Origin of the sequence: Pseudalgibacter alginicilyticus, from assembly GCF_001310225.1 — a bacterium.
Lineage (GTDB): Bacteria > Bacteroidota > Bacteroidia > Flavobacteriales > Flavobacteriaceae > Pseudalgibacter > Pseudalgibacter alginicilyticus.
The window spans coordinates 2,235,763-2,250,182 of record NZ_CP012898.1 but is presented as its reverse complement, the minus strand read 5'-3'; the positions used below and the strand labels follow the sequence as shown (position 1 = coordinate 2,250,182).

Annotated in this window: 12 protein-coding genes; 6 read left to right on the top strand and 6 right to left on the bottom strand. The window is 33.1% G+C overall.

Annotation, left to right across the window (positions count from 1 at the left end):
* Positions 1-123: 123 nt before the first annotated feature.
* Both APS56_RS09445 and APS56_RS09440 read right to left on the bottom strand, forming a co-directional pair.
* Entirely contained in the window at positions 124-1,410 is a 1,287-nt protein-coding gene (locus APS56_RS09445; RefSeq protein ID WP_054727508.1) for an ammonium transporter, read from the bottom strand.
* A 101-nt stretch (positions 1,411-1,511) separates the two neighbouring features.
* The gene (locus APS56_RS09440) at positions 1,512-2,513 is read right to left on the bottom strand and encodes an outer membrane beta-barrel protein (RefSeq protein WP_054727506.1); all 1,002 of its coding nucleotides are present in this window, start codon (positions 2,511-2,513) and stop codon (positions 1,512-1,514) included.
* A gap of 467 nt (positions 2,514-2,980) precedes the next feature.
* Between APS56_RS09440 and gltB the strand changes: the two genes are divergently transcribed.
* Positions 2,981-7,492 carry a glutamate synthase large subunit gene (gltB, locus tag APS56_RS09435; RefSeq protein WP_054727504.1) on the top strand — a complete coding sequence of 1,504 codons (4,512 nt, stop codon included), beginning with the start codon at positions 2,981-2,983 and terminating at the stop codon, positions 7,490-7,492.
* 4 nt (positions 7,493-7,496) lie between these two features.
* Positions 7,497-8,960, top strand: a complete 1,464-nt coding sequence (locus APS56_RS09430; RefSeq protein ID WP_054727502.1) for a glutamate synthase subunit beta — start codon at positions 7,497-7,499, stop codon at positions 8,958-8,960.
* 73 nt (positions 8,961-9,033) lie between these two features.
* Here APS56_RS09430 and APS56_RS09425 read toward each other — a convergent pair whose 3' ends face one another.
* Positions 9,034-9,558: a hypothetical protein gene (locus APS56_RS09425; protein WP_054727499.1), complete on the bottom strand. Its 525-nt coding sequence runs from the start codon at positions 9,556-9,558 to the stop codon at positions 9,034-9,036.
* A 147-nt stretch (positions 9,559-9,705) separates the two neighbouring features.
* On the opposite strand from APS56_RS09425, the gene APS56_RS09420 reads away from it, so the two are divergent.
* The 4 genes from APS56_RS09420 (at position 9,706) to APS56_RS09405 (ending at position 12,857) form a co-directional block, all read left to right on the top strand.
* On the top strand, positions 9,706-10,296 hold the full coding sequence (locus tag APS56_RS09420; protein ID WP_054727497.1) for a HupE/UreJ family protein: 591 nt from the start codon (positions 9,706-9,708) through the stop codon (positions 10,294-10,296).
* 121 nt (positions 10,297-10,417) lie between these two features.
* A complete protein-coding gene (locus APS56_RS09415; RefSeq protein WP_054727495.1) occupies positions 10,418-10,849 on the top strand; it encodes a deoxycytidylate deaminase in 432 nt (143 codons plus the stop codon).
* Positions 10,849-12,438, top strand: a complete 1,590-nt coding sequence (locus APS56_RS09410; protein WP_054727493.1) for a S41 family peptidase — start codon at positions 10,849-10,851, stop codon at positions 12,436-12,438. Before APS56_RS09415 ends, APS56_RS09410 begins: the two co-directional genes overlap by 1 nt.
* A 185-nt stretch (positions 12,439-12,623) precedes the next feature.
* Positions 12,624-12,857, top strand: coding sequence for a DUF3192 domain-containing protein (locus tag APS56_RS09405; protein ID WP_054727491.1), 234 nt, complete (start codon positions 12,624-12,626; stop codon positions 12,855-12,857).
* A 51-nt stretch (positions 12,858-12,908) separates the two neighbouring features.
* Here APS56_RS09405 and APS56_RS09400 read toward each other — a convergent pair whose 3' ends face one another.
* The 3 genes from APS56_RS09400 to APS56_RS09390 are packed head-to-tail and all read right to left on the bottom strand — an operon-like array spanning position 12,909 to position 14,318.
* The gene (locus tag APS56_RS09400) at positions 12,909-13,514 is read right to left on the bottom strand and encodes an FAD-dependent oxidoreductase (RefSeq protein ID WP_054727490.1); all 606 of its coding nucleotides are present in this window, start codon (positions 13,512-13,514) and stop codon (positions 12,909-12,911) included.
* Entirely contained in the window at positions 13,514-13,717 is a 204-nt protein-coding gene (locus tag APS56_RS09395; protein WP_054727488.1) for a hypothetical protein, read from the bottom strand. The genes APS56_RS09400 and APS56_RS09395 overlap by 1 nt, the downstream gene beginning before the upstream one ends.
* Before the next feature lie 19 nt (positions 13,718-13,736).
* A complete protein-coding gene (locus tag APS56_RS09390) occupies positions 13,737-14,318 on the bottom strand; it encodes a MarC family protein (RefSeq protein WP_054727487.1) in 582 nt (193 codons plus the stop codon).
* Positions 14,319-14,420 lie beyond the last annotated feature (102 nt).

Sequence of the window (14,420 nt, the reverse complement as noted above, 5' to 3'; positions counted from 1 at the left end):
AAGGACGCCCTACTAATAAGGCATCCTTTTTTATGTTAACACTTTAATAAACTAAATATTTCAATGTTTTTAATTCTAAAATCTGAATACTTTATAATTAATTTTTCTTGTTAGAAAAATTAATTAATCTTCAATTTCTCTTTGTCTTTTACCAGGGTAAGCTAAACTGCCATGTTCAGAGATATCAAGACCTGCTATTTCTTCTGCTTCAGTAACTCTTAAACCACCACAAGATTTCTTGATAATAAATAAGAATATAAAAGACATAACAAGTGCCCATACAGCATAAGCTATAACTCCAATGGCTTGAGCTCCTAATTGTGCAGCTCCACCACCGTTAAAGATACCAATTCCTGCATCACCATCAATACCCCAAAGTCCGATAACTAAAGTTCCCCATACACCAGCAACTCCGTGTACGGAAATAGCACCAACTGCATCATCAATTTTTAAAGTTTTTTCTATAAACCCAATTGATAAAACCACTAAAATACCACCAATTAAACCAGCTAATACTGCACCGCCTTCGCTCATATTACCACATCCAGCAGTAATACTAACAAGACCAGCAAGAGCTCCATTTAAAGTCATTGCTAAATTAGGTTTTCCATTTTTAAACCAAGTGAATAATAAAGCACTTAAAGTACCTGCGGCAGCAGCTAAGTTAGTAACTAAAACGACTTGTGAAGCCGCAGTGGCATCATCACCACCCCAAGCTAATTGAGAACCACCGTTAAAACCAAACCATCCTAACCATAAGATGAAAACACCTAAAGTAGCATACATTTGGTTATGACCATGCATTTCAACTGGTTTTCCATTTAAGAATTTTCCAATTCTAGGACCTACCATCCATGCAGCAACAAGTGCAGCCCATCCACCTACAGAGTGAACAATGGATGATCCAGCAAAATCGATAAACTCAGCAGGCATCCATTCAGCATTTAACCAACCGCCATTCCATTCCCATCCACCAGAGATAGGATATATAAAAGCAGTTAATACAATGCTAAAAATGGCATAGGTTGTGTATTTGGTTCTTCCTGCAATAGCTCCCGATACAATGGTTGCAGCAGTAGCGGCAAATACTGTTTGAAAGAATAAATCGGCAGCACCTTGAGAAAATATAAACCCACCCCAGTGGAAGAAACCACCTCCAGAGGCATCAGCGCCATACATTAAAGAATATCCCACGAACCAGAAAGCCAAAGAGCCAACTGCTATGTCCAAGAAATTTTTCATTGCTATGTTTACAGCATTTTTCGAATCTGTCATTCCAGACTCTACTAAGAAAAATCCTGCTTGCATGAAGAATACTAAGATACCAGAGATAAGCATCCACAGCATTCCCATGTCGCCTTCTATTGCGGCGGTGTCTTGAATAATAAGGGGCATATTTAATATAGACATATTTATAAATTTAAGGGTTAGTTAATATTAGATAGAATAAAGCAAGTTTCATAGTTAGAGAACTTGCTTCATTCTCTGATTTTTAATTGTACATTCTAAAATTAGAATGAGTAAATAGCTGCTAAAGTAAATGCTGCAAGATTGTCAGATGCTGCACCGTCGCTATCAACGTATGGCATGTTATCACTCCAAGAGTCTAATCTAATCTCTGGCTTAATGATTAAATTGTTATCTACAACTAAACTTCCTGTTAAAGTAAGTGCTAAAACACTTTCTTCTGCTGGATTAGCATCACCGTGAAGACCGTAAAATTCCCCTCTTAAACCTAAAGAGAATGCATCAGAAGTGGCATATTGTGGATATAACGCTGCACCGTAGAAACCAGAACCATCATTATCATTATATGCTGCATTAATTCCCATAAAGAAGCTATCTGAAAGGTCAAAACCACCTGTATAATCTACTTCAAAACCTAAACCGCCATTGTTTCCGCTATCGTAGTAGAAGTTAAGAAATTGACCTGAGTAACCTAATTGTGCGCCAAGTGAATATTCGCCAGTTGTAGAAATATCATTAGTATCCCAAGGATTCATAATAGCTAACATTAAGCTAAAATCATCAGATAAAGCAAAATCTGCTTTTAATCCAACATGAGAGAAAGGTCCGCTAGAAAACAAATAAGATGTGCTATAGTTAAAATTTGCTGCTGGAGCTATAACTTCATATCCTAAAAAAGTATTAAATCTACCCATTGTTAGTGTTGTACTTTCAGATACATTCCAGTAAACATATGCTTGATTTAAAATACCATCTTGAATATCAGAACTAAAAGTGGCACTAGCTCCTCTTGCGCCTGTTACTAAATCAAGTACTACTCCTGTTTTTGCTCCTTCATAACTAATAATTACATTGCCCATACCAGTAGCAAATCCAGTTTGTCCAGCAAATGCAGTTCCAAAAGCTGTACCAGCATCATCTGGAGCTGTTAAATATGTTTGGTAGTAAGCGTCTACGCTACCGCTAATTGATAGTTTTGATGTTTCTTCCTGAGCAAATATTGCTGTTGCTGCAAAAAGCATTGAAAGTGTAATTAGTTTTTTCATAATTGATTGTTTTTAAGTTCTTGTTTTTAAATTATTAATTTCCTTAAGACAACGTAAAACTATATCAAAAAGAATTAACACCCTTAAAAAAGAGGGGTATCTTTATAATTTTTATTGATATTTTATTTTTTAACCCTATTTTTTTAAGGGTATGTTGTAAAATATTTGTTTTTTTGATTTATCAACAATCAATGCTTTTGAATTATTGTCAGTTTTTAAGTAATTTTTATGCTATTATTTCTGCAAAAACAAGTATTCATTAGTATTAATTAGTATATATTTATTTAATGTTGTTGATTCTTGTATTGAGTATTTATTAATAATTGCTCCTATTATTATTATATATACAGTTTTGTCCTATTAATTCGCTTAATAACAAAATAATGTTTTAAGCATTGTTTAATTTTAAAATCAATCCATATCTTTGTTTTTCGACGCTATTTTTAAACCAAAATTTGTTGATTAAGATGAAGAAACAAGGATTGTATTTACCTGAATTTGAACATGAAAATTGTGGTGCTGGTTTTATCTGTAATTTAAAAGGAGAAAAAACCAATCAAATCATTCACGATGCATTAGAAATTCTGGTAAAGTTGGAGCACCGAGGAGGTGTAAGTGCTGATGGAAAAACAGGGGATGGTGCTGGATTATTAATTGACATCCCTCACGATTATTTTAAAAGAGTTTGTAATTTCGATATACCTGCACAAAGAGAGTATGCTGTAGGTATGGTTTTTTTGCCTAAAAACAGAAATCAATATAAATTCTGTAAAGAGGTTTTTGAAAAAGAAATTAAAGTGCAGGGACTTGATATTTTAGGATGGAGAAATGTGCCTGTTGATTCTTCACAATTAGGACCTATTGCATTAGCTTCAGAGCCTAATATTGAGCAAATTTTTATTGGTAAAATTAACGATATGTCTGAAGAGACATTTAAAGCTAAATTATATGCAGCTCGTAAAATTACTGAACATACCATTGCTAATTCAAAAATGCATGAAAGTTCTTATTTTTACCTACCAAGTTTATCAAATACTACTATCATATATAAAGGGATTATCATGCCGGAAGACATTGGACCCTATTATACAGATTTGCAGCAAACAGATTTGGTTACACGTTTAGCATTAGTACATCAACGTTTTTCTACCAATACTATGCCTACGTGGGAGTTAGCACAGCCATTTAGGTATATGTGTCAAAATGGTGAAATTAACACCTTACGTGGTAATGTAAGTAGAATGCGTGTTCGTGAAGAAATCATGAAAAGTGATGTTTTTGGTCCACAAATTGAAAAATTATTCCCAATTATATTACCTGGAAAATCAGATTCTGCTTCCATGGATATGGTTGTTGAATTATTAACACATACAGGACGTTCATTACCTGAAATTATGATGATGATGATTCCTGAAGCATGGGAAAAACACAAAACCATGTCTGAAGAACGCAAAGCATTTTATGAATACAATGCTTGTATCATGGAACCATGGGATGGTCCAGCTTCTGTGCCTTTTACTGACGGAGATTATATTGGAGCTTTATTAGACAGAAATGGACTTAGACCTTCAAGATATACTGTAACTAAAAGTGGCAAACTTATTATGGCTTCTGAAATTGGAGTTGTAGATATTCCTTCAGAAGATGTAAAGAGTCATGGTAGGTTAGAGCCAGGAAAAATGTTCTTAGTAGATATGAATGAAGGTCGTATCATTAATGACGAAGAGATTAAAAATAAAATTGTTTCTGAAAGACCTTACAAAGAGTGGTTGGATAAAACCAGATTGCACTTAAGAGATATTCCTTATAATAATGAAACTTGTCCTATTGAAACGATAGATATTAAAACAAGACAGCGTTTATTTAATTATACTTTTGAAGATATTCAGGAAGTTATTACACCAATGGCACAGACTGCTAAGGAAGCTTTAGGCTCCATGGGAATAGATACGCCGTTAGCTGTTTTGTCTGATAGACCACAACTTATTTCAAACTACTTCAAGCAATTGTTTGCTCAAGTAACTAATCCGCCTTTAGATGGTATTCGTGAAGAAATTGTTACAGATATTAGTTTGAATCTTGGAAAAGATCGTAATATTTTTAGCATTTCAGAAAGACAGTGTAGAAAGCTTCGCATTCAAAATCCTGTGATTTCTAATGCGGATTTAGAAAAAGTAAGAAGTATTAGTGTTGAAGGGTTTAAAGCAGAGACTGTTGAAATTCTTTATCCTAAATCACAAGGTCTTAATGGCTTAGAAGATGCTTTAGAAGATATCATCAAACAAATAGAAAAAGCTTTAGATAGAAAAACAAATATTATCATTCTTTCTGATAGGGGTGTTAATAAGGAGTTTGCTCCTATTCCATGTTTGTTAGCTTGTTCTTATGTAAATCATCAACTAAATCGTTTACGCAAACGTTCTTATTTTGATATCATTATTGAATCTGCTGAACCTCGCGAACCACATCATTTTGCTACTTTATTTGGTTATGGTGCTAGTGCAATTAATCCATATATGGTAAACGAAATTATCAGAATGCAGGTTAAAGAAGGGTTCATAACAGGAATGGATGAGCAAAAAGCGGTTGATAATTTCAATAAGGCTATAGGAAAAGGAATTTTAAAAGTGATGAATAAAATTGGAATTTCTACATTGCATTCTTATAGAGGGTCTCAGATTTTTGAAATTGTTGGTTTTAATTCTCAATTTGTTGAAAAATATTTCCCTTATACAGCTTCAAGAATAGAAGGTATTGGTTTGTATGAAATAGAAAAAGAAATCAATGAGCGCTATAAATACGCGTATCCTGATAAATATATAGATAAACGTTTAGGTTTAAATATTGGTGGTGATTACAGATGGCGACGTAATGGAGAGCGACACATGTTTAATCCAACTACGGTTGCAAAATTACAACAAGCAGTTCGATTAAGTGACCAAGCAAGTTATGATGTTTATGCTAAAGCTATTAATGAACAATCTAAAAATTTAATGACCATTCGTGGTTTATTTGAGTTTGATAATTTGGATCCTATACCTTTAGAAGATGTAGAGCCATGGACAGAAATTGTAAAGCGCTTTAAAACAGGGGCGATGTCTTACGGCTCTATATCTAGAGAGGCACATGAAAATTTAGCCATTGCTATGAACCGTATTGGCGGTAAATCTAATTCCGGTGAAGGAGGAGAAGATAGGAAACGTTTTCAGCCAGATATTAATGGAGATAGTAGGAACTCTGCAATTAAGCAAGTTGCATCAGGGCGTTTTGGTGTTACATCACACTATTTAACAAACGCACGAGAGATTCAAATAAAAATGGCTCAAGGTGCAAAACCTGGGGAAGGGGGTCAATTGCCTGGTGAAAAAGTATTGCCATGGATTGCGGCTGCCAGAAACTCAACACCTTTTGTAGGATTAATTTCACCACCACCTCATCATGATATTTATTCAATTGAAGATTTAGCACAATTAATTTTTGATTTAAAAAATGCCAATCGCGATGCAAGAATCAATGTTAAATTAGTATCTGAAGTAGGAGTTGGAACTATTGCTGCTGGTGTTGCTAAAGCAAAAGCTGATGTGGTATTGATAGCGGGTTATGATGGAGGAACAGGAGCTTCGCCTTTAACGTCTTTAAAACACGCGGGGTTACCATGGGAACTTGGTTTATCTGAAGCGCAACAAACGTTGGTGTTAAATAATTTAAGAAGTAGAATTGTTGTTGAATGTGATGGTCAGTTAAAAACAGGTCGTGATGTTGCTATAGCTTGTTTATTAGGTGCTGAAGAATTTGGTTTTGCAACCGCGCCTTTAGTAGCTTCAGGTTGTATTATGATGCGTAAATGTCACTTGAATACTTGTCCTGTTGGTATAGCTACTCAAGATAAAGAATTGCGTAAAAACTTTAAAGGTACGCCAGAGCACGTTATTAACTTTTTCTATTATATAGCTGAAGAGTTAAGAGGTATTATGGCACAATTAGGATTTAGAACTATGGATGAAATGATTGGTCAAACACACAAAATAAATGCCAATCAAGCCATAAAGCATTATAAAGCTAAAGGTTTGGATTTGTCATCCATTTTGTATAGACCAGCAGCTTACGATACGTTAATTAAAAAGAATACAGAAAACCAAGATCATAATTTAGAAAATGTATTGGATTTTGAAATTTTAAAAGATTCGCATAGAGCTTTATATAGAAAAGAACAAACTAATTTAGAATACCCTATTAATAATACCAACCGTTCTGTTGGTGCAATAGTAAGTAACGAAATTTCTAAAATTTATGGTTATTTAGGACTTCCAGAAGACACTTTGAATATTAAATTCACGGGATCAGCAGGGCAAACTTTTGGAGCTTTTGGAGCGCATGGTTTAACTTTTACAGTAGAAGGGAATACCAATGATTATGTTGGTAAAGGATTGTCTGGAGCTAAATTAATTGTTAAAAAACCTGCGGATGCAGATTTCTTAGCAGAAAATAACATAATTGTTGGAAATGTATGTTTATTTGGTGCTGTTCAAGGTGAGGCCTATTTTAATGGTATTGCTGGAGAGCGTTTTGCAGTGCGTAACTCTGGTGCTATTACTGTTGTAGAAGGTGTTGGAGATCATTGTTGTGAATATATGACAGGAGGAAAAGTAATCGTGTTAGGAAATACAGGAAGAAATTTTGCTGCAGGAATGAGTGGTGGTATTGCCTATGTTTATGATCCAGAAAACAAATTTACAAATGGACTGTGTAATACAGAAACCATTGAGTTTGAGGATATGACTGACGTGGATATTGCTGATTTGAAAAAGTATATTCAAAAACATGTATTATACACAAATAGTAATAGAGGAAAAGAAATTATTAAAGATTGGGATAATAGCTTAAGTCATTTTGTAAAAGTAATGCCTATTGAATACAAAAAAGCATTAAAGCGATTAGAAACCGAAGAACAAATGGTAGAAGAATTAACAATAGCATAGTTTCATGGGAAAAATAACAGGATTTAAAGAATTTGAAAGACAAGATGAAAGTTACACGCCTGTAGTAGACCGTGTAAAACATTATAATGAATTTACAGTACCTTTAAAAGAGGAGGAAATTACAAAGCAAGGGTCTCGTTGTATGGATTGTGGTATTCCTTTTTGTCATAGTGGATGTCCTCTTGGAAATTTAATTCCAGATTTTAATCACATGGTACATCAAGGTGAATGGCAAAAAGCTTCTTGGTTACTACATTCAACGAATAATTTTCCTGAATTTACTGGGAGATTGTGTCCAGCGCCATGCGAAAAATCATGTGTTTTAGGTATTATTGAGGATCCTGTTTCTATTGAAAACATAGAAAAGATGATTGTAGAACGGGCTTTTAAAGAAGGCTGGATTAAACCTCAGCCGCCAAAGGTTAGAACAGGAAAAACGATTGCTATTGTAGGTTCTGGACCTGCTGGCTTGGCTGCTGCTCAACAATTGAATAGAGCAGGACATACTGTTACAGTTTTTGAAAGGGACAACGCTATTGGTGGACTATTGCGTTACGGGATTCCTAATTTCAAAATGGAAAAAGGCGTGATTGACCGTCGTATAGCTATTTTAGAAGCTGAAGGGATTACTTTTAAAGTAAATGTAAATGTTGGTGAAAATTATCCTGTAGAAAAATTAAAAGATTTTGATGCTGTTGTTCTATGTGGTGGAGCTACGGTAAGAAGAAGTTTGCCAACACCTGGGATAGATGCAGATGGTGTGGTTCAAGCTATGGATTTTTTAACACAACAGACCAAAGTTGTATTTGGAGAAACTATAGAAAACCAAGTTTTAGCTACAGATAAACATGTTATAGTTATTGGAGGTGGGGATACTGGTTCAGATTGTGTTGGAACTTCCAATCGTCAAGGGGCTAAATCTGTGGTAAATTTTGAAATTATGCCCAAACCTCCAGGACACCGTTCTCCCACAACACCATGGCCTTTTTGGCCATTACAGTTGAAAACATCTTCTTCACATGAAGAAGGCGTTGAAAGAAATTGGTTAATCAATACCAAAGAATTTATAACGGATGAAAATGGAAAGCTAACAGCATTGAAAACCGTTAATGTAGAATGGAAAATGGTTCCAGGTGAACGTCCGCAATTAATTGAAATTGAAGGTACAGAAAAAACATGGCCTTGTGATTTAGCATTGCTGGCATTAGGCTTTACGGGGCCTGAAAGCACCATTGCAGACCAATTAGGCTTAGAAAAAGATGCCCGTTCAAACTATAAAGCTGAATACGGTAAATATCAAACCAATGTGCCAAATATTTTTACTGCTGGTGATATGCGTCGTGGACAGTCCTTAATTGTTTGGGCTATTTCTGAAGGTAGAGAGGCTGCGCGCCAAGTAGATATTTATTTGATGGGTAAATCAGATTTACCTACTAAAGATGAAGCAGGTGATTTGGTTGCTTTGTAAGTAAGGAATCAAGAAGTTATAAAAAAAACAGCTGTAAATCTCTTTTACAGCTGTTTTTTTATAATATTATATTTTATGGTTTATCAATCTGTTGAGAATCTTTTTCTAATTTTTTATTCATTTGAAGATTTAGATTAGAAAAGGATACCAAAAATTCTTTGATGGTTTGATTTAATTCTTCTTCAGTTGTAGTTGATAAATTAGCAAAGCTTTCTAATTTCCATGTCTTGGTTTCTAATACTAAAATCCTTGAAGAAATAGCAGGAGTGTTTATTGTATCCGGAATAGCCTTTTTTAAGGCTATAAAAAAGTTTCTAATGATATTTGCTCTGTCGTTGTCATGAAAATAAGATAAATCACCTTGCTTAACATTTTTAACAACAGCATCAATTTCTTGGTATTTTACCCAATCTTCAATAGCAATTTCTGTTTTGGAATCTAATACGTAATCGGTATAATTAATTTTGGAAATATCGTTTTCAGAAATTTTTTGAGAAATAGGTTCTTCTGGAGTTTCTGCTGCATTGGTTTCTGATGTTTCCTTGCAAGAAAATAATAATAGACCTAATCCTAAAATGCTTAAAAATCGTATTGTCATTTTATAGTTGATTTTATATTTAGATATGCAAATATATGCTAATAGCTTATTTGTTTTTGTTTTCATAGTAGAATAAATTACAAAGTACACCGTTAAAAGAATCTGATAAATTGTATATTTGAACCAAGTCCAAAACCCCCATTAATTATGCTTGAAAATTTTTGGTTTAACGTAGAATATGGTGTCAATCATGTGCTTGATATCAATGCTTATGATCATGTGCTTTTTTTAATAGTTCTTACCATTCCGTATATGTTTAAGGATTGGAAACGTGTTCTATTATTAGTAACAATGTTTACTTTTGGTCATACACTATCTTTAGTTTTAGCTGCCTATGGAGTAGTAAATGTTGATGGGAGTTTAGTTGAGTTTTTAATTCCTGTAACCATTATGATTGTAGCACTATTTAATGTGTTTACATCAGGTAAAGGGGCTCAAAAAGAGCGTGTTGGTGTCTTGTTTTTTTCAACACTTTTTTTTGGATTGATTCACGGCTTAGGCTTTGCTCGTGAATTTCAAATGTTAGTTGGGAAATCAGATAATAAATTGTTAGTATTGTTAGAGTTTGCTTTAGGCATAGAATTAGCTCAAATTATCATTGTATTTATGGTATTATTTTTAGCCTATATTGTACAGACAATTTTTAGATTTTCTAAGCGTGATTGGATTATGGTTATATCATCTGTAGTGGTTGGGCTGGTAATTCCTATGATTATAGAAAGTGATTTCTTATCTTAAAATATCAAATGAATCAAGTGAATTTTTTAGATTGTATTTGAAATACCAATCAAATAGTTTAGCTATATGTTTTCAGTGATTGTAGTGATAATTTTTCAATCAACAATACAAAACAATATTTATGTCAGATAAAAAACAATTAAAATATGATAAGGCCTACTTAAGAATTGCCGAAGAATGGGGGAAACTTTCTTTTTGTAAGCGTAAACAAGTAGGAGCATTAATTGTAAAAGACAGAATGATTATTTCAGATGGCTATAACGGGACGCCTACAGGATTTGAAAATTTTTGTGAAGATGAAGAGGGGTATACAAAATGGTATGTTTTACATGCTGAAGCCAATGCTATTTTGAAAGTGGCCGCTTCTACACAATCTTGTAAAGGGGCAACATTATATATTACGTTGTCTCCTTGTAAAGAATGTAGTAAGTTGATACATCAAGCTGGCATTGTAAAAGTGGTGTATCACAAAGCTTACAAAGATGATTCTGGACTAAAATTTTTAGAAAAAGCTGGTATTGAATTAAAATTAATAGAAGATTTAAAACCCTAATGCAAAATCAAAAAAAATATTTGCCTCTTATTTTAGGTATTGCTGTTGCTATTGGTATTTTTATTGGTGGTAAATTGAATTTTGCAGATTCCTCAGATAAATTATTTTCTAAAAACAGTAATAAGGATAAGCTTAATAAACTTATTGATTATATAGATTATGAGTACGTTGATGATGTGAATACGGATAGCATTGTGGATGTAACTGTAAATGGTATTCTGGATAATTTAGATCCGCATTCGGTATATATTCCACAAAAGGATATGGCTCGAGTTGCTGAAAATATGAAAGGTGATTTTGTGGGTATTGGTATCAGTTTTTATACCTATAAAGATACCATTGCTGTTATTAGGGCCATTGAAAATGGTCCTAGTCAAAAAGCAGGTATAAAAGGTGGTGACCGTATTCTTATGGCTAATGGCGATTCGCTTTTTGGTAAAAATATAGAAGATGAACAGATTATTGATAAGTTAAAAGGGCCAATTAATACTAAAGTTGATCTTAAAGTCTATAGAAAAGGAGAGCCAGAACTTTTAGATTTTACTGTAGAGCGTGCTCATATTCCCATTACAAGTGTAGATGCTGTGTATATGCTTACTGAAAAATTGGGATATATAAAGATTAATCGTTTTGCTGAAACTACATACAAAGAGTTTAAAAAAGGATTGGATCAATTGATTGATTTAGGAGCGACTGAAATTGCTTTGGATTTGCGGGATAACCCAGGTGGTTTTCTTTCCATAGCAGAGCAAATTGTGGATGAATTTTTAGAAGACGACACGCTTATTCTATTCACAAAAAACAAAAGAGGAAGTATTGAAAAAAGTTTTGCTACCAATTCAGGGGATTTTGAAGAAGGAAAAGTATTTGTGTTGATTAATGAGAATTCAGCATCTGCAAGTGAGATTGTAGCAGGAGCACTTCAGGATAATGATAAAGGTACTATTATTGGAAGAAGATCTTATGGGAAAGGGCTTGTGCAACGTGAAATGGAATTAGGTGATGGTAGTGCGGTACGGTTAACGGTGTCTCGTTATTATACTCCTACGGGACGTTCCATTCAACGGCCTTATGACCATGGTAATAAAGATTATTATGATGATTATTATCACAGATTAGAAAGTGGGGAACTTATAGATCCAGAAAAAATTGAAGTAGCAGATTCATTAAAATTTATCACACCTAAAGGAAAGGTAGTTTTTGGTGGAGGAGGTATTATTCCAGATGTTTTTGTGCCAATTGATAGTAGTATGCAAAACGAAACGTTAACGTATTTACAAAGACGAGGTTTTATTGGAAATTTTGTATTTCAAATTTTGGAAAGAGATAGAACGGCTTATGAAGGTTTTTTAAAACAAGATTTTATTGATAATTTTAAGGTAAGTGATGATTTAGTTATTGATTTTCAAGATTTTTTAAATATTAGAGCTGATTCCAATGTTACGTTTGTTGCTTATCATGATGAAGTAAAACAATACATTAAAGCTACACTAGCAGACCAGCTTTTTGGTAATGGTTCTTTTGAAGAAATTCTAAACCAACGCGATATTATGATTGATGAGGTTATTGAGTTGAGTAAAGGTGATTAGTTTTAGTCTCATTTTCAGTTGCTTAGTAAAATTTAATTTAGCTGGTGTTAAAAATAAAAGTAAGTTTGTAAGAGAACCCTAATGCTTTACATAAGCTTATAGATGTCATTGATAAAAATTAAATTAAACTTAAATATGAAAAAAATTTTAACAGCTGTTTTTGTGGTGTAAAATACCATGGATATATGAATAGTACATTGATGAATCAGTTAAAATTGGGCATGACAACCGAGCAGGTTACAGAAATTCTAGGAAATTCATATACAATTTCTCAAAATAAGATTGAAGATAAAAAAGAGATTAAAATATTATCATATAGAAATTCTGATGAATTTTATCTTTTTAAATTTGAAAATAATAGCTTAAAAAGCTGGAATAGAGAATTGTTATTACCGACTATAGAAACTAAGCAGAATTAAAAGCAGATGATTCTTGTTTTTAAATTATTAATAACAGAATTTTTTATCTGATTAACCAATCTTATCATGCACTTTAACATCTTTACCGTTATTCCAAAGTGTTAAAATATCGGTTGCTACGTGTGCACCACTTCCAGAAGCCATGGCAAATTGACTCCGCCAACCAGCTAATGTTCCAGCAACATATAGGTTTTCTTTAATTAAGTGGTTGGTGTTTTTAAGCCAAATACGATCTTTTTCTATGGGAGATTTTGGATGTGGTTCTACATAGTTTTCTAAACCAACAATCGTCATTAAATTTGTATAACCAATAGCTATAACTGCTATTTTGGAGGTGTATGTGCTTTTGTTTGTTTTAACAACAAATCCATTTTTTGACTCTATTAGTTCTAAAACTTTTTCGTTATCTATTTGCTCTATATGTGGGTATAAATTAGCTAATTGTATTTTGCCATTTTCAAGAATAGATGCACCTGTGGTACCTGGTGTAAGTCCAAGTACATTGTTGAATAATGCTGTTTGTAAATGTGATGTTTTTTGATGAGTAATAATGCCAATCCGTTTATGTATGGCAAAGGGTTTGTTTTTTGCAGAGCCTAAAATCAAGGCGCAAGACAAACCTGCAGCACCTCCGCCAATAATTAAAGTATCAAACATTAGTTTTTGTTTTTGAATTTTTGTTCAATACGCTTCGAAGTTCTTAAAATCAGCATCATTAAAATAACGCAAAGTGATGCAACAATAGTAATTATGGCAATCATACTGTCACCTTTAAAAGGGGTGTCAAAATTTATTTCGGTGGCGTTGATTCCAATAAATATAATGGCAATAACAATAAGTGTTATGGAGGTAATTTTCATATGTTTTCCTTAAAAATAGTTATAAAAATAAATCTTTAATATTGTGTGTAAATAACTTAACAGCAATAGCCAATAAAACGACACCAAATACTTTCCTAATGATACTAATGCCATTTTGACCTAAGAAGCGCTCTATTCTTGAGGAGGTTTTTAGTACTATAAAAATAAGAGTTACGTTTAAAATAATAGCTACAATAATATTTTCAACCCGATATTCTGCTCGCAAGGCTAATAAGGTTGTTAAGCTACCGGGCCCAGCAATTAGGGGGAATGCTAAAGGAAAAATAGAAGCTGTATCTGCTGTATGCTCTTCTTGTTTGTAAAGTGTAATACCTAAAATCATTTCTAAAGCAATAAAAAATAAAATAAAAGCACCTGCTACGGCAAATGAATTTACATCAATACCGATTAGGTTTAAAATACTTTTTCCTAAAAATAGAAATAGAATTAAAATTACTCCGGAAATTATAGAGGCTTTTTCGCTGTGTATATGTCCAACTTTCTTGCGTAAGTCTATAATAATAGGAATGTTTCCAATAATATCAATTACAGCAAATAAGACCATAAAAACGGTGAATATTTCTTTAAAATTAAATTGCATGTTTAGGCTCTTTAAAATGTTTATGCAAAGTTCGGTATTAAAATTTATATATAATAACCTAAGCGGTTGAGTTTTTGTTTTCTGTATGGATATGGACTATTA